Below are 15,924 nucleotides of genomic sequence, written 5' to 3' on the forward strand. Positions count from 1 at the left end.
CCGGGGCACCTGCGACCATGGGCATCACCACGACACTCGAACCCGGAGAAATGCGTTGTCCGGTGGCTGCGCAGCAGGGGGAATTCATCGATGCCACCATCTCAGCCGCGCAGCCGCTGCACCGCCAGCGCCGCCGGATCCACGCCCTCGTCCACCAGTCCCGCCGGCAGCGGTGCCCCGCTGAGCAACGCCGCGGCCAGGGCTGCCGCACCGGCCGCGCTCTGGATGCCGTAGCCGCCCTGCCCCACCAGCCAGAAGAAGCCGGGGCATGCATCGTCGAAGCCGATCACCAGCTCGCCGTCGGGCACGAAGCTGCGTAGCCCCGCCCAGGTGGCGGTGGGCCGGCCCACGGTGAGCGTGGTGGCCGTCTCGATGCGGTGCACGGCCAGCGCGATGTCCAGCTCCTCGGGCCGCACGTCCTGCGGCACCGTATCGTCGGCGTTGGCGGGTGAACCCAGCAGCTGGCCGGCATCGGGCTTGACATACCAGCCCTCACCCTCGGCGTCGACCGAGGCCACCAGGGGCCAGGCGCGGGTGTCGGCGCCCGCGGGGCCGCGGAAAGTGAAGGCGCTGCGCCGGCGCGGCACCAGGCCCACCGGCGCGGCACCGCAGCGTGCGGCCAGCACATCGCCCCAGGCGCCGGCGGCATTCACCAGCACGGCTGCGTTGATGCGCGTGCCATCGGCCAGCTGCAGCTGCCAGCGGTGGCCGTCGCGTTGTGCGGCCACCAGCTCGGCATCGCAGCGCAGTTGGCCACCGGTCCGCCGGAAGCCGCGCAGGTAGCCCTGGTGCAGCGCATGCACGTCGATGTCGGTCGACTCCGGATCCCACAGGCTGCCGATCAGCTGGTCGGCACGCAGCCAGGGTGCGCGGGCCAGCGTGGCGGCCGCATCCAGCCGCAGCAGGCCGGCGCAGCAAGGCGTGAGCTCGCGTTCCAGGTCGTCCAGGGCGGCTTCCTGGCCCGGCGCCGCCACGTACAGCACGCCGCGTGGCGGCAGCAGCGGCACGTCGGTGAAGCCGGGCGGCGGCGCGGCATAGAAGGCACCGGCCGCGCGGGTCAGCGCGCGCACCGCTGGCGGGCCGTAGCTGGGCATCCACATCGCCGCCGAGCGGCCGGTGCTGTGCATGCCGGGCTGGCTTTCGCGCTCCAGCAGCAGCACCCGGGTGGGATCCGCCTGCTGCGCCAGCTGCCAGGCGAGGGAGGCACCGGCGATGCCGGCGCCCACGATCACGGTGTCGACGTCCAGAAGTTCCATCGCCGGATTCTCGCCGTGCGCGGACCCGGCATGATGGCGGCCCGGCCAACCCTCCGCAGCCCCCTGCCCTGCCCCCATGCCCGACATCACCTTCATCGCCGCCGACGGCACCGAGACCGGCTTCGAGGCGCCCGACGGCGTCAGTCTGATGGCCGCGGCCACCGGCTTCGGCGTGGCCGGCATCCTGGCCGACTGCGGCGGCTCGGCCAGCTGCGGCACCTGCCATGTCATCGTCGATCCGGCCTGGGCCGACCGCCTGCCCGCGCCCGAGCCGGTCGAGCGCATGGTGCTGGAAACCACCGCCGTGCCGGCCGGCCCGACCAGCCGCCTGGCCTGCCAGGTCCACCTGACACCGGCGCTGCAGGGTCTGGTGGTGCACCTGCCCGAGCGCCAGGTGTGATCCCGGCTCGCTGACAATCCCGCCCATGAACTCCATCGTCATCGTCGGCGGCGGCCATGCCGCAGCCCCCCTGTGCGCAGCCCTGGCCGAGGCCGGCCTGGGTGCCCAGGTGCACCTGGTTTGCGGCGAGCCGCACCTGCCCTACCAGCGCCCGCCGCTGTCCAAGGCCTACCTGAAGAACCCGGCCGAAGCGCTGCAAGGCCACCGAGGCGAGGCCTGGTATGCCCAGGCCGGCATCACGGTGCACAGCGGTGATCCGGCCGTGTCCATCGACCGCGCGGCCCGCACCCTCACGCTGCGCTCGGGCGCGGTGCTGCCCTACGGCCAGCTGGTGCTGGCCACCGGCACGCGGGCGCGTCGCCTGCCGCAGCTGCAGACCCCGGCTGGAGGCCTGGCCAACGTGGCGGTGCTGCGCGACGCGGGGGATGCCGAGCGCCTGCGCGGCCTGCTGGCCGGCGCGACCTCACTCACCGTGCTGGGCGGTGGCTTCATCGGCCTGGAGGTGGCGGCCACCGCCCGCGCCCAGGGGCTGGTCGTGCGGGTGGTGGAGGTGGCGCCGCGGCTGCTGGGCCGCAGCGTGTCGGCCGAGCTGGCCGCCCATGTGCTGGCGGTGCACCGCGCCAGCGGCATCACCGTCGACCTGGGCGCGCAGCTGGGCGCCTTCGAACACGACGGCCAGCGCCTGCAGGCCATGACCGTGGACGGCCAGCGCCTGCCGGTCGACCTGCTGCTGCTGGGCATCGGCGCCGAGCCCGAGGACACGCTGGCGCGCGCCGCTGGCCTGCACTGCGACAACGGCATCGTCGTCGATGCGTCGCTGCGCACCAGCGACCCGGCCATCCTGGCCATCGGCGACGTGGCGCGCTTTCCGGTCAGCACCCATTGGGCGCCGGCAGGTGGTCTGCTGCGGCTGGAATCGGTGCAGAACGCGACCGACCAGGCCCGCGCCGCCGCGCTGACGCTGCAGGGCCAGAGCCCGGTCTACGGCGCCCTGCCCTGGTTCTGGAGCGAGCAGGGCGCGCTGCGCCTGCAGATGACCGGCCTGATGCCGGCGCCCGACGCACCCGGCGTGCAGCGCCACCGCCGCCCCGGCCCGGCCGAGGGCAGCTTCTCCATCCTGCACTACCTGGGCGAGCGGCTGCTGTGCGCGGAATCGGTCAACGCGCCGATGGACCATGTGATGTCGCGCAAGCTGATGGAGGCCGGCCGCAACCCGCCGCCGGCGGTGGCCTGCGACCCGGCCGTGGCGCTGAAGAGCCTGCTGGCCTGACGTGCCTCTGACGCGGCTCTAACGCGCCTTGGGCGCGGCCGCGGCATAGCGGCAGACCAGGTCCACCACCAGCTGCCGGCGCAGGCCGGCCTCGGTGTCGCCCAGCATGTCGACACCCAGCGCCGCCTGCACCGAGCTGCGGTTGGACACCGCATGGAAGCTCATGCCCACCACGGTGAGGAACAGGTCGAGCACGCGGAAGTCGCGCCGCATCACGCCGGCCTGGCGGCCGGCCTGCACGATGGTCTCCAGCGAGCGCAGATTGTCGGCGCTGATCGCCGCGATGGCCTTGGACTGCCGCGCCACCTGGGCGCCGGCCAGGTTCTCGAACAGCACCAGGCGCACGAAGTCCTGGTGCTGCATGAAGTTGTCGAAGGCGTCCTGCGCGTACTGGCGCAGCGCGTCCATCGGCGCCACGCCGGCCAGGCCGTCGGGCGGATCGATGCGGCGCACCCGGGCATAGGCCGCCTCCAGCACCGCCACATACAGCTGCTGCTTGCCACCGAAGTGGTAGTACAGCATGCGCTTGCTGCTGCGCGTCTGCGCCGCGATGGCCGCGATGCTGGCGGCCTCGTAGCCGCTGCGGGCGAACTCGGCGGTGGCGGCCTGCAGGATGTCGTCGCGGGTGGCTTCGGTCACCGCCTCGGCGTTCATCGCGCCTTGCAGGCGGCGGCGGCCGGGGGCCTGCTGCCGCGGCAGGCGGTCGGTGGCGGCGGTCTGGGTGGGCGTGTTCTTCTCGGCTGTCTCGGCAGGCATGGCGGCAGTGTCGGGAGACAACCCCGTCTTGACAAGACCGGGTCTGCATGTAATTGTTCACCCCGGTACAAAAACAGCGTCAGCCAAGGCAACACCGGTCCGGCGCGCACCGAAGGAGACACGTGCACCCGCTCGCCCATGCCTACCTGCGCCTGCTCAAGGGCGTGCTGGTGCTGCTGGCCATCGCCATGGTCGGCATGGTCTTCACCAACTTCGTGCTGCGCTATGGGTTCGACTCCGGCATCGCGGTCACGGAGGAGCTGTCGCGCTGGGCGCTGGTGTGGGGCGGGTTCATTGGCGCCACGGTGATGCTGATCGAGCGCCGCCACATGGCGGTGCTGGGACTGCTGCAGCCGCTGCCGGCGCCGCTGGCCAAGGCGGTGCTGCTGCTGGCGCAGGCGCTGAGCCTGGGCGCCAGCGGCTTCTTCCTGGTCGGCGCCTGGCGCCAGGTGCTGCTGAACATGAACATGGCCGGCGCCATCACCGGCTGGCCCACCGGCATCGCGCTGTACGGCGCCGGCCTGTTCTTCGCCGCCCATGCGGTGCCGGTGATCGCCTGGCAGATGCTGCAACTGCTGCGCAGCAGCGGCCGCCCCCAGTGGCAGCTCGAGGGAGACGCCTGACATGGTGATGCTGGTCTTCATCGGCACCCTGCTGCTCACGCTGGCGATGGGCATGCCCATCGCGTTCTCGCTGCTGGTCAGCGGCATCGCGCTGATGTTCTGGCAGGGCATGGCCGATCCGCAGATCCTGGCGATGACGGTGATCAACGGCAACGACAACTATGCGCTGCTGGCCATCCCGTTCTTCCTGCTGGCCGGCGAGGTGATGAACGCCGGTGGGCTGTCGCGCCGCATCGTCGACCTGGCCGCCGGCCTGGTGGGCCACTTCCACGGCGGCCTGGGTTATGTGGTGATCCTGGTGGGCGTGGTGCTGGCCGCGCTGTCGGGCTCGGCGGTGGCCGATGCGGCGGTGATGGCCGCCTTCCTGCTGCCGATGATGAAGGCCGAAGGCTACGACCAGCGGCATTCGGCCGGCCTGGTGGCCAGTGCCGGCCTGATCGGCCCGGTGATCCCGCCCAGCCTGGCGCTGATCTTCTACGGCATCCTGTCCAACACCTCGGTGGCCAAGCTGTTCCTGGCGGGTGTGTTCCCAGGCATCCTGATGGCCACCGCGCTGGCCATCACCTGGGCCTGGCTGATGCGCAAGGCACCGCGCAACCCGCGGCCGCGCACGCCGGCCACCGAGGTGCTGCGCCGGCTGCGTGCCGCCGGCTGGGCGCTGGGCCTGCCATTCATCATCATCTTCGGGCTGAAGTTCGGCATCGTCACCACCACCGAGGCGGCGGTGGTGTCGGCGGTCTATGCGCTGTTCGTCGCCGGCGTGGTCTACCGCGAGCTGCCGCTGGCCCGCCTGCCCCAGCTGCTGCTGGCCGCGATGATGAATTCCGCCGGCGTGATGCTGATCGTGGCCTGCGCCATGCTGGCCAGCTGGATGATCACCGTCTCGGGCATGGCCGCGCAGATCGTCGGCCTGGTCGAGCCGCTGCTCGATGACCCGCGCCTGCTGGTCGGCGCCATCTGCGCCCTGGTGCTGGTGCTGGGCACGGCGCTGGAAATGGGCCCGATCCTGCTGATGCTGACGCCGCTGGTGATGCCCGTCGTCAAGCAGGCCGGCATCGACCCGGTGTACTTCGGGATCGTCTTCGTCATCAGCGGCGTGATCGGCCTGATCACGCCGCCAGTGGGCTCGGTGCTGGCCGTGGTGGCCAGCGCCGGCAAGCTGCCGATGTCCACCGTGAACCGCGGCGTCACGCCCTTCGTCATCGCCCTGGTGGCGGTGCTGGGGCTGATGGTCGCCTTCCCGGCGCTGGTGACCGAGCCCGCCGCCTGGCTGTCACGCCGCTGACCGCCTCTCCCTCCTCCCCACGCCGCACAAGGAGTGCCGCCACCATGCTGAAGACCCTGCTCCGCCATACCCTGGCCACCGCCACCCTGCTGGCCGCCGGCCTGGCCGCCACCACGGCGCACGCCCAGGTGCGCGACCACACCTTCAAGCTCAGCTTCGCCATCGCCGGCGACAACGCCCAGAGCCGCAGCGCCGCCTTCTTCAAGAGCGAGGTCGAGCGCCTGTCGGGCGGCAAGATGAAGGTCACCCTGTTCCCTGGCTCGCAGCTGGGGCCGGACCTGCAGGTGCTCAGCGGCCTGCGCGCCGGCGCCATCGAGGCGCAGATCGGCACCACCAGCCTGCTGGGCAGCATCGACCCGGCCTTCAACCTCTACGACATCCCGTTCCTGTTCCGCAGCTTCGACGAGGTGTATGCGGTGGCCGACGGCGAGCCGGGCAAGCGCTTCGCCGCCATCGGCGAGAAGAACGGCTTCATCCTGCTCAACACCCACTCGGGCGTGTGGCGCAACCTCACCAACCGCAGCCGGCCGGTGGCCAGCGCGGCCGACATCAAGGGCCTGAAGATCCGCACGCTGCAGAACACGGTGTTCATCGACTTCTGGAAGGCGCTGGGCGCCAACCCGGTGGCCATCCCCTTCCCCGAGCTGTACTCGGCGCTGGAAGGCGGCACGGTGGACGGCCAGGAGAACGCCAACGGCGTGACGGTGTTCGCCAAGCTGATGGAGGTGCAGAAGCACTTCACGCCCACCCAGCATGGCGCCTACGTGGGCGTGGTGATGTTCAGCGGCCCGGTGTGGGCCAGGCTGAACGAGGACGAGCGCAAGGTGCTGCGCGAGGCCGGTGCCACCTCCGGCGCGCAGTGGCGCAAGGCCTTCGCCGAGGAGGACGTGATGCTGAACAAGCGCATCGGCGAGAAGCTGACCATCACCCCGCTGAGCCCCGCCGCCCGGGCCGACCTGGAGAAGCTGGCCCAGCCGGTGATCGACAAGCACCTGGCCAGCTTCGACCCCGCCCTGGTGCAGCAGGTGCGCGCCGCCATCGCCACGGTGCGCAAGTGAGTTCCACCGCCCCCGCGCTGCACCCCGGCATCGATGCCGGCGTGCGCGACTGGCTGGCGCTGTGGGAGCAGGCCTGGGCCGCGCTGCCGCCCGGCGCCGGCCATGCCGAACGGCGCCACCTGTTCGAGACCCTGGCGCGCCAGCAGCGCCAGCCCACGCCGGCCGACATCACGGTCAGCGAGCTGTATGCGCCGCATGGCACGCAGTTCGTGCGGCTGCGGGTGTTCCGACCGCAGGCCGACGGCCCCACGCCGGCCGTGCTGATGCTGCACGGTGGTGCCTGGATGGAAGGCAGCCCCGAGACCCACTGGGACAACGCGGTGGCCGTGGCCAGCCGCACCCGCGCCACCGTGCTGAGCATCGCCTACGGGCTCACGCCCGAGCACCCGTTTCCCACCGCCATCGAGCAGTGCCGATCCGTCGCGCTGTGGGTGCACGACCACGCCGCCACGCTGGGGCTGGATGCCATGCGCCTGGCGCTGTGGGGCGACAGCGCCGGCGCCAACCTGGCCGCTGCCCTGGCCCTGGTGCTGCGCGATGCCCGCGTGCCGGTGGCCGGCCAGGTGCTGGTCTACCCCGCGCTGGCCTTCGACCGCAACCGCCCCAGCTACCGCGAGAACGCCGACGGCCCGGTGGTGCTGGTCAAGGCGATGGACTTCGTCGACAGCCTGTACTGCCGCCGGCCCGAAGACCGGCAACACCCGCTGGCCGCGCCGCTGCTGGCCGCCAGCCATGCCGGGCTGGCGCCGGCGATGGTCGCCGTGGCGCAGTTCGACCCGCTGCGCGACGACGGCGTGGCCTATGCCGAGGTGCTGCGCGCTGCCGGCGTGCCGGTGCAGCTGCACCCGGGCGCCGGCCTGGTGCACGGCTACATGCGGGCCGTGCCCTGGTCGGCGGCGGCCCGGCAGGCGCAGGACACCTGCCTGGACTGGCTGGCCGCCCGGCTGGCAGCCGCGGTGCCTGCCGGGGCATGATGGCGCCATGACCGACCTTCCCGATCCCAGCATCCCCGGCCTGCAGCACGCGTTCGACATCCATGCCGAGGTCAACGCCCCGCTGACCTCCGGCCCGGGGACGAACGGCGAGCGCAAGCACATCGTCATCACCGGCGGCTGGCTGCGCGGGCCGCTGCTCAACGGCCGCATCCTGCCCGGCGGCAGCGACTGGCTGTGGCAGCGTCCCGACGGCACGGCCGAGATCAACGCCCACTACACCGTGCAGCTGGACGACGGCACGCCGGTGTACCTGCGCAACCTGGGCCTGCGCCATGCAGAGCCGGCGGTGCTGGCGCGGCTGCTGGCCCGCGAGCCGGTGCACCCGTCGGAGTACTACTTCCGCACCGCGCCGGTGTTCGACGCCCCCGACGGCCCGCATGCCTGGCTGCGCAATCGCTGCTTCGTCGGCAGCGCGCGGCCCGGGCCGGGCCATGTGCGCATCGCCGTCTACCTGGTGACCTGAGCCGCGGTGGCCGACCACCGCGTGATCCAGGGCCCGAGGAACGCCGCGAAGCCCTCCGCCGCGGGCGACAGGGCCCGTACCGCCGGCATGTAGAGGCAGACCTTGCGCATCGACTCGGGATCCACCACGCGCTTCATGATCAGGCCGGCTGGCCTGGCCAGCACGCCGACATAGGCCGGCGCCAGGGTCACGGCCAGGCCCTGCGCCGCGATGCCGATGGCCGTCGAGATGTTGTCGACCACGTCCACCGGTGTCACCCGCGTGCCGGCGGGCAGGTCCTGGTGCATCTGGGCCACGTTGAACTCGTGGTCGCGGCCGGCTGAGACGATGGGCACACCGGCCAGCTCGGCCCAGCGCAGTGCACGCCGCCGCCTGGCCAGCGGATGGCCGGGCGCGCACCACAGCACCCAGGCACTGTCGAACAGCGGCAGCGCGGTCACGGCATCGCCGGTGTGGCGGTCCGGGCCGATGGCCAGGTCCACATCGCCGTCGGCCACCCGGTCGACGAGGTGGTCCACCGGCACGTCGCGCAGGCGCACCACCACCTTGGGCTTGGACTTCTGGTAGCCGCGCATGGCCATCGGCAGCACCGCCGATGCCAGCACCAGCGGAGCGCCGACCCGCACCACCCCGGACGCCCGGTTGCGCACATCGTCGGCTGCGCTGTCGGCCGCCCGCACATGGCGCAGCAGGGTGGCGGCCGGTCCGAGGAAGTCGCGCCCGGCGCTGGACAGCGCCACCTTGCGCGTCGTGCGGTCGAACAGGCGGAAGCCGACGATGGTCTCCAGCTCGGCCACCAGCTGGCTCACTGCCTGCGCCGTGAGGCCCAGGCGGGACGCGGCGACGGTGAAGCTGTGCGCCTCGGTCACGGCGATGAAGGCCTCGATCTGGCGCAGGGTGAAGCGGGTCAGCGGCATGGGTCCATTATCAAGCTGGCGTTGACAACTGCCCAGCAAGCATTGGTTGTGAACCGCGGCACCGGGCGCTGACACTTTGTCCCGCATCAACACGGCCCGCGCAGAACGGGCCCCGCCGGAGACCATCGTTGTCCACTGCCGCCCGAATCGCCCGCCACACTGCGCTGGCAGCCTGCCTCGCCGCCGCCGCCGGCCAGGCCGTTGCGCAAGACCCGCTGACCACCCGCTGCGAATCGGCGCCGATCGCCGCGCTGTTTAAGGTGTTCGGCGACACCGGCCGCATGCCGCCGGACCTCGGCCGCTTCCTCCAGACCGCTGCGCTGCAGAAGATCGAGCCCTACAAGGCCTTCGACAACGTCCACTATGTCGGCATCTGCTGGGTCTCGGCCTGGCTGATCACCTCGCCGCAGGGCCATGTGCTGATCGACACCCTGTACGGCCCGTACACCACGCCGATGCTGGACAACATCCGCCGCCTGGGCTTCGATCCGCAGGACATCCGGCAGGTGGTGATCACCCATGGCCACTTCGACCACGCTGGCGGCGCGGCCACGCTGAAGGCGGCCCTGCCCAACGCCCGCTTCGCGATGACGGCCGAAGGCTGGCGCGAGGCCGCCGAGTCCGCGGCCCAGTCGGCCAGCCGGCCCGACCGCTGGTCCATGGTGGACAAGGACATCGTGCTGACCGATGGGCAGGTGCTGGAGGTCGGCAGCATCCGGCTGCAGGCCTTCGAGACACCGGGCCACACCATGGGCACCAGCTCCTTCGCCTTCGATGCCTTCGACGGCGGCAAGCGGTATCGGGCCTTCACCGTCGGTGGCCTGGGTCTCAATGCGATCAAGGGGCCCGAGCAGGTCGAGGCCTTCATCGCCAGCCTGCAACGCATCCGCAGACTGACCGAAGACCCGAAGGACCCGGTCACCACCCACCTGACCACCCACGCCTTCTCCAACGGCCTGACCGAAGCCAAGGCGCTGATCCAGGGCCGGCCGCCGGGCGCGCCGCATCCGCTGGTCGACCCCAACGGCTTCCGGGCGCAGTTGGACGCCCTGCAGGCCGGCGCCGCGCAGCGCCTGGTGGTCGAGCGCGCGAAGAAGAACTGACGATGGACCTCGCCGACCTGCGCGCCGCGTTCGCCGGCCGCCTGCTGGCCGATACCGACGCCATGGCGCCGCACCTGACCGACTGGCGCCGCAAGTGGACGGGCCGGGCCATCGCCGTGGCGCAGCCCGACACCGCCGCCGGCGTGGCCGCGGTGGTCCGCTGGTGCAAGGCGCAAGGCGTGGCCGTGGTGCCGCAGGGCGGCAACACCGGTCTGTCGGGTGGTGCCACGCCGGCGGCCGATGGCCGCAGCCTGGTGCTGTCGACCGCCAGGCTGCAGCGCATCCGTGCGCTCGATCCCATCGGCCAGACCATCACTGCCGAAGCCGGTGTCACGCTGCAGCAGCTGCAGGACACCGCCCGCGAGGCCGGCCGCCTGTTCCCGCTGAGCCTGGCCGCGCAGGGCACCTGCACCATCGGCGGCAACCTGGCCACCAATGCCGGCGGCGTGCAGGTGCTGCGCTACGGCAATGCCCGCGACCTGTGCCTGGGCCTGGAAGTGGTGACGGCCGAGGGCGAGCTGTGGGACGGCCTGCGCCCGCTGCGCAAGGACAACACCGGCTATGCCCTGCGCGACCTGTTCATCGGCAGCGAGGGCACGCTGGGCGTGGTCACGGCCGCGGTGCTGAAGCTGTTCCCGCTGCCGGCGGCCCAGGTGGCAGCCTTCGTGGCCGTGCCGTCGCCGGCGGCCGCGCTGGCGCTGCTGGCAGGGGCCCAGGCCCGCCTGGCCTCGGAGCTGTCCGCGTTCGAGATGCTCAGCGAGACCTGCCTGCAGCTGGTGCTGCAGCATGTGGATGCCGCCCGCCGCCCGCTGGCCTGGCCATCGCCCTGGTACGTGCTGCTGGAAGTCAGCAGCGCCCAGGGCGAGCAGGCCGCCACCGAGGCCATCGAAGCGGTGCTGGAAGCCGCGCTCGAGGCCGGCCATGCCAGCGATGCCGCCCTGTCGGCGAGCCTGGCCCAGTTCCGCAGCCTGTGGGCGCTGCGCGAGGACATCTCCGAAGCGCAGGGCGCCGCAGGGCCGACGATCAAGCACGACATCGCGCTGCCGATCGGGCGCATTCCCGAGTTCATCGAACGCACCGATGCGGCCCTGGCGCAACACCACCCGGCGCTGCGCCTGGTGGTCTTCGGCCACCTGGGCGACGGCAACCTGCACTACAACCTGTCGCCACCGGCCGCCGGCATGGCGCGCGAGGCCTTCACCGCGCTGGAGGCGCCGGTCAACCGCCTGGTGCACGACATGGTGCATGCGCTGGGCGGCTCCATCTCCGCCGAGCACGGCCTGGGCGTGCTGCGGCGCGATGAATCGGCCCGCTACAAGCCCGCCGTCGAACTGCGCCTGATGCAGGCCGTCAAGCAGGCGCTGGACCCGCTGAACCTGATGAACCCGGGCAAGTTGCTCGGCACCCCGATCCCCCCCAACAACGCTCCGGAGACATGAGCATGCAACGCCGTCACTTCATCCTGTCCGCCGCTGCAGCGGCCACCACGCTGGCCCAGCCGCTGGCACGCGCCCAGGGCCTGCCCGATCGCGCCACCATCCTGGCCGGCTTCGCGCCCGGTGGCACGGTGGATGTCACCGCTCGCCGGGTGGCCGACAAGCTGCGCGACACGCTGGCCAAGGTGGTGGTGGTGGAGAACCGTGCCGGCGCCGGCGGCCAGATCGCCCTGTCGGCCCTGAAGACCGCGCCCGCTGACGGCCTGACCCTGCTGGTCACGCCGATGTCGATGCTGGGCATCTACCCGCACACCTACAAGAAGCTGCCCTACGACCCGGTGGCCGATTTCCAGCCGGTGTCGCAGGCGGTGCGCTTCGACTTCGGCTTCGCCGTCGGCCCGATGGTGCCGGCCAGCGTGAAGACGCTGGCCGAGTTCGTTGCCTGGTGCAAGGCCAACCCGCGCGATGCCAACTTCGGCAGCCCGGCCGCCGGCTCGGTGCCGCATTTCACGGCCGAGCTGTTCGGCCGCGCCGCCGGCATCGACTTGAAGCATGTGCCCTACCGCGGCACGCAGCCGGCCATCACCGACCTGATCGGCGGCACGGTGGCTGCGGTGTCCGGCCCGGTGGGCGAGTTCCTGCAGCACCTGCCGGGCGGCAAGGTGCAGCTGCTGGCCACCTCGGGCGCGGCACGCAGCAAGTTCGCGCCGGCGGTGCCCACCTATGCCGAGCAGGGCTTCAAGGACATCGTGTTCGACGAGTGGTTCGGCATCTTCATGCCCGCCAAGGTGCCGGCCGAGGCGCTGAACCGGGCGGCCACCGCCATCCGCAGCGCCCTGGCGGCGCAGGACCTGGTGGACGCGCTGGCGCAGATGGGCCTGGAGGCCCGGCCGTCGACGCCGACGGAGCTGGCCGCGCTGCTGAAGAAGGACAGCGAGCGCTGGGCACCGCTGATCAAGTCCATCGGCTTCACCGCCGACTCCTGACATGGCATCGCAGCCCCTGCAGGTGGCGGGCGTCGCCGTCTCGCCCGACCACTACATCGATGGACAGCGCGTCGCATCGGCCAGCCGCTTCGCGCTGCACAGCCCGATCGACCAGCGCCTGCTGGGCGAGGTGGCCGAAGGCGAGCCTGCCCATGTGGAGGCGGCGATCGCCGCGGCCGAACGCGCCTTCCCGGCCTGGGCGGCCCTGACCGCGGCCGAACGCCAGCCCTATCTCGACCGCTTCGCCGACGAGATCGGCCGCCGTGCCGAGGCCTTCTGCCTGCTGGAGAGCAACGACGCCGGCGTGCTGCTGTCGCGCATGCAGCACGGCGTGGTGCCGCGGGCGATGCAGAACATCCGCTGGTTTGCCGCCCACGCGCTGGGCCTGCAGGACCGCCCGATCGACACCGAGCAGGCGCACCACCGCGTGCGGCATGACCCGGCCGGCGTGGTGGTGGTCATCACGCCCTGGAACGCACCGCTGATGCTGTCCACCTGGAAGCTGGGGCCGGCCCTGGCAGCGGGCAACACCTGCATCCTGAAGCCGCCGGAGTGGGCGCCGCTGACCTGCTCGCTGCTGGCCGATGCAGCCCATGCCGCCGGCCTGCCGCCGGGCGTGTTCAACGTGGTGCAGGGCGCCGGTGCCACCACCGGCGCGCAGCTGGTGGCCGATCCGCGCATCGCGCGCGTCTCGTTCACCGGCAGCGTGCCCACGGCCAAGCGCATTGCCCAGGCGGCCGGCGCCAACCTGGTGCCCTGCAGCCTGGAGCTGGGCGGCAAGAGCCCGTTCATCGTGCTGGAAGATGCCGACATCGACGCCGCCGCCGCCACCGGTGCGCTGATGTACCGCAACGCCGGCCAGGTGTGCCTGGCCGGCACCCGCTTCCTGGTGCACCAACGCGTGGGCGACCGCTTCGTGGCCGCGATGCGCGCCACCGTCGAGCGGCTGCAGGTGGGCGATCCGCGCGAGCCGTCCACCGAGGTCGGGCCGATCATCCATCCGCGCCAGGTCGAGCGGGTGCTGGGCTACATCGACCGCGCGGTGGCCGGCGGTGCGCAGCTGCTGTGGGGCGGCAAGCCGCATCCCTTCGGCGCCCAGTATGTGCAGCCGACCATGCTGACCGGCCTGCAGCAGAGCGACGAGATCGTGCAGAACGAGGTGTTCGGCCCGGTGCTGACGCTGCAGACCTTTGCCGGCGACGACGAGGCCGTGGCCCTGGCCAACGGCACCGACTACGGCCTGGGCGGCGTGTGCTACGGCGAGACCACCCATGCCACCGCAGTGGCCGACCGGGTGCGCACCGGCTTCATCTGGATCAACAGCTTCGGCATCCGCGATCTGGCCGCGCCCTTCGGCGGCATCAAGCGCAGCGGCATCGGCCGCGAAGGCGGCGACTGGAGCTTCGAATTCTTCTGCGACGTGAAGGACGTGGTGGTGCCGAAGAAGCCCTTCACGCCCAGCTTCAGCCACCGCTGAAAAGGATGGAACTGATGAACGGAAAAGTTGCCGGTGCGGCCCTGGTGTCGCACCACCCGGGGCTGATGCAGTGCGAGGAGTTCCGCGTGCTGCAGGGCGCGGGCGCCGACTCGGACCTGATCGCCGGCTATGCCCGGCTGCGCCAGAAGATCGCCGACGCCAGCCCGCAGGTGGTGGTGATCTTCGACTCGCACTGGTTCACCACCGGCTACCACCTGGTCGATGGCGGCGAGCGCTACAGCGGCACCTACATCTCCGACGAGATGCCCTGGTACCTGCACGGCGTGCCCTACGACTACCGCGGCCACCCGGATCTGGCCACGCTGATCGAAGCCGTCTCGCGCGAGCGCGGTGGCTACAACCGCGTCATCGCCCATCCCGATCTGGGCAAGCAGTACGCCACGATCAACCTCGTCAAGCAGCTGCGGCTGGAGCAGGCCGGCCTGCCGGTGGTCACCGTCAGCTCATGCCAGAACTGCGACTGGCAGCACTTCCTCGCGTCCGGCGCGGCCATCGGCGAGGCCATCCGCCGCAGCGGGCTGCGCGCGGTGCTGCTGGCCTCGGGCGCGCTGAGCCACAAGTTCAATCCGATCGACTGGAAGCCGAACCATCCGCGCATCTTCCACGAGACCAATGTCTCGCGCCCCGAGAACATCGCCAGCGACAAGCAGGCCATCGAGCGCTTCTGCCAGGGGCGGCACGACGAGGTGCTGGCCCACTGGGACGAGGACTACCGCAGGAAACCCTGGGAGGCCTTCGGCGCGCACTACCTGCAGATGGTGGGCGCGATGGGCGGTGCGGACTGCAGCGCGCGCGGCGAGCCGCTGTCGGCCTACGAGAACGCCCGCGGCACCGGCAACATCCACATCTGGTTCGACACCGAGCCCCACCTGCGCACGCGCGGTGCCGCCGGCACCAGCGAGTTCGGCTTCAGCACACAGCAGGTGGGCGCATGAATTTCGAATTCCCGCTGCAGGAACTGCCCGCCGTGATGCGCGGCCCGCGTGTCGAGCGGCGCCGCGTGCTCGTCGGCGGCAGCGCCTTCTGGGGCACGATGCGCGACGAGGCCACCCTGGTGCTGGACGACGGGCGGGAGGTGGACGCGGCATCCGCCAGCTACCTGCCACCGGTGAGCCCCAGCAAGATCATCGCGGTGCACATCTCGTACACCTCGCGCAGCATCGAGACGCGCAACAAGCCCAAGCCCACCGAGACACCCACCTACTTCACCAAGCCGCCCTCATCGCTGAACGGGCATGGCGGCCAGATCCTGAAGCCGGCGGACTGCCAGTACCTCAACTACGAGGGCGAGTACGCGGTGGTCATCGGCCGCACCTGCCGCAACGTGACGCCCGACGAGGCCTGGGACCACATCGCCGGCTTCTGCCCCGCGCTGGACATGGGCCTGCAGGACTTCCGCGACACCGACCAGGGCAGCATGCTGCGGGTCAAGGGTGCTGACACGCTGCTGCCGATCGGCCCGGGCATCGTGCGCGGTGTGAACCTGTTTGAGCAGACCCTGCGCACCCATGTCGACGGCCTGGTGGTGCAGGAGGCGCACATCGGCGACGAGACGATCTGGGGCCCGCACTACGTGATTGCCGACATCGCCCGCCACATCACCCTGGTGCCGGGCGACGTGATCCTGATGGGCACGCCCTGCCACTCGCGCAGCGTGGACCCGGGGCACCACGTCGAATGCGAGATCACCAACATCGGCCGCGTCGGTGGCACGGTGGTGGCCATCCCCGCGCCCCGCGCGGCCGCCCTGGGCGTGGGCCATGCCCCCACCGACACGCCCGAGGTGCGCCGCGTCGCCCTGGGCTTCGACGAGCGGGTGCCCGAGCGCTTCAAGGACAACCTGCGCCGCACGCGCCAGCGCTGACCAGGCACCGCCGC

Annotated in this window: 16 protein-coding genes; 13 read left to right on the forward strand and 3 right to left on the reverse strand. The window is 71.6% G+C overall.

Annotation, left to right across the window (positions count from 1 at the left end; genetic code table 11):
• Nucleotides 1–101: 101 nt before the first annotated feature.
• Nucleotides 102–1,256, reverse strand: coding sequence for an NAD(P)/FAD-dependent oxidoreductase (locus FFT10_RS09725; protein ID WP_137732622.1), 1,155 nt, complete (start codon nucleotides 1,254–1,256; stop codon nucleotides 102–104).
• Nucleotides 1,257–1,332: 76 nt separating this feature from the next.
• Between FFT10_RS09725 and FFT10_RS09730 the strand changes: the two genes are divergently transcribed.
• Entirely contained in the window at nucleotides 1,333–1,656 is a 324-nt protein-coding gene (locus tag FFT10_RS09730) for a 2Fe-2S iron-sulfur cluster-binding protein (protein WP_137732623.1), read from the forward strand.
• Nucleotides 1,657–1,681: 25 nt separating this feature from the next.
• Nucleotides 1,682–2,926, forward strand: coding sequence for an NAD(P)/FAD-dependent oxidoreductase (locus FFT10_RS09735; RefSeq protein WP_137732624.1), 1,245 nt, complete (start codon nucleotides 1,682–1,684; stop codon nucleotides 2,924–2,926).
• 18 nt (nucleotides 2,927–2,944) lie between these two features.
• Here FFT10_RS09735 and FFT10_RS09740 read toward each other — a convergent pair whose 3' ends face one another.
• Nucleotides 2,945–3,682, reverse strand: coding sequence for a TetR family transcriptional regulator (locus FFT10_RS09740; RefSeq protein WP_137732625.1), 738 nt, complete (start codon nucleotides 3,680–3,682; stop codon nucleotides 2,945–2,947).
• Between the two features lie 122 nt (nucleotides 3,683–3,804).
• On the opposite strand from FFT10_RS09740, the gene FFT10_RS09745 reads away from it, so the two are divergent.
• Genes FFT10_RS09745 through FFT10_RS09765 form a run of 5 tightly spaced genes read left to right on the forward strand, consistent with a single transcriptional unit; the run spans nucleotide 3,805 to nucleotide 8,106 of the window.
• On the forward strand, nucleotides 3,805–4,305 hold the full coding sequence (locus FFT10_RS09745; RefSeq protein ID WP_137732626.1) for a TRAP transporter small permease: 501 nt from the start codon (nucleotides 3,805–3,807) through the stop codon (nucleotides 4,303–4,305).
• 1 nt (nucleotide 4,306) lies between these two features.
• On the forward strand, nucleotides 4,307–5,590 hold the full coding sequence (locus FFT10_RS09750) for a TRAP transporter large permease (protein ID WP_137732627.1): 1,284 nt from the start codon (nucleotides 4,307–4,309) through the stop codon (nucleotides 5,588–5,590).
• Between the two features lie 44 nt (nucleotides 5,591–5,634).
• Entirely contained in the window at nucleotides 5,635–6,648 is a 1,014-nt protein-coding gene (locus FFT10_RS09755; RefSeq protein WP_137732628.1) for a TRAP transporter substrate-binding protein, read from the forward strand.
• Nucleotides 6,645–7,622: an alpha/beta hydrolase gene (locus FFT10_RS09760; protein ID WP_137732629.1), complete on the forward strand. Its 978-nt coding sequence runs from the start codon at nucleotides 6,645–6,647 to the stop codon at nucleotides 7,620–7,622. Before FFT10_RS09755 ends, FFT10_RS09760 begins: the two co-directional genes overlap by 4 nt.
• A 7-nt stretch (nucleotides 7,623–7,629) precedes the next feature.
• A complete protein-coding gene (locus tag FFT10_RS09765; RefSeq protein ID WP_137732630.1) occupies nucleotides 7,630–8,106 on the forward strand; it encodes a DUF3237 domain-containing protein in 477 nt (158 codons plus the stop codon).
• Here FFT10_RS09765 and FFT10_RS09770 read toward each other — a convergent pair.
• A complete protein-coding gene (locus FFT10_RS09770; protein ID WP_137732631.1) occupies nucleotides 8,091–9,023 on the reverse strand; it encodes a LysR family transcriptional regulator in 933 nt (310 codons plus the stop codon). The genes FFT10_RS09765 and FFT10_RS09770 overlap by 16 nt on opposite strands.
• A 128-nt stretch (nucleotides 9,024–9,151) precedes the next feature.
• On the opposite strand from FFT10_RS09770, the gene FFT10_RS09775 reads away from it, so the two are divergent.
• Genes FFT10_RS09775 through FFT10_RS09800 form a run of 6 tightly spaced genes read left to right on the forward strand, consistent with a single transcriptional unit; the run spans nucleotide 9,152 to nucleotide 15,910 of the window.
• Nucleotides 9,152–10,126 carry an MBL fold metallo-hydrolase gene (locus FFT10_RS09775; RefSeq protein WP_228027041.1) on the forward strand — a complete coding sequence of 325 codons (975 nt, stop codon included), beginning with the start codon at nucleotides 9,152–9,154 and terminating at the stop codon, nucleotides 10,124–10,126.
• A 2-nt stretch (nucleotides 10,127–10,128) separates the two neighbouring features.
• Complete coding sequence (locus FFT10_RS09780; RefSeq protein WP_137732632.1) at nucleotides 10,129–11,565, forward strand: FAD-binding oxidoreductase; 1,437 nt, start codon at nucleotides 10,129–10,131, stop codon at nucleotides 11,563–11,565.
• Entirely contained in the window at nucleotides 11,562–12,548 is a 987-nt protein-coding gene (locus tag FFT10_RS09785; protein WP_137732633.1) for a Bug family tripartite tricarboxylate transporter substrate binding protein, read from the forward strand. Before FFT10_RS09780 ends, FFT10_RS09785 begins: the two co-directional genes overlap by 4 nt.
• A gap of 1 nt (nucleotide 12,549) precedes the next feature.
• Entirely contained in the window at nucleotides 12,550–14,025 is a 1,476-nt protein-coding gene (locus FFT10_RS09790) for an aldehyde dehydrogenase family protein (protein ID WP_137732634.1), read from the forward strand.
• A 14-nt stretch (nucleotides 14,026–14,039) separates the two neighbouring features.
• Nucleotides 14,040–14,981: a DODA-type extradiol aromatic ring-opening family dioxygenase gene (locus FFT10_RS09795; RefSeq protein WP_137732635.1), complete on the forward strand. Its 942-nt coding sequence runs from the start codon at nucleotides 14,040–14,042 to the stop codon at nucleotides 14,979–14,981.
• On the forward strand, nucleotides 14,978–15,910 hold the full coding sequence (locus FFT10_RS09800; protein WP_137732636.1) for a fumarylacetoacetate hydrolase family protein: 933 nt from the start codon (nucleotides 14,978–14,980) through the stop codon (nucleotides 15,908–15,910). Before FFT10_RS09795 ends, FFT10_RS09800 begins: the two co-directional genes overlap by 4 nt.
• Nucleotides 15,911–15,924 lie beyond the last annotated feature (14 nt).

Origin of the sequence: Pseudaquabacterium pictum (genome assembly GCF_005403045.1) — a bacterium.
GTDB lineage: Bacteria > Pseudomonadota > Gammaproteobacteria > Burkholderiales > Burkholderiaceae_C > Pseudaquabacterium > Pseudaquabacterium pictum.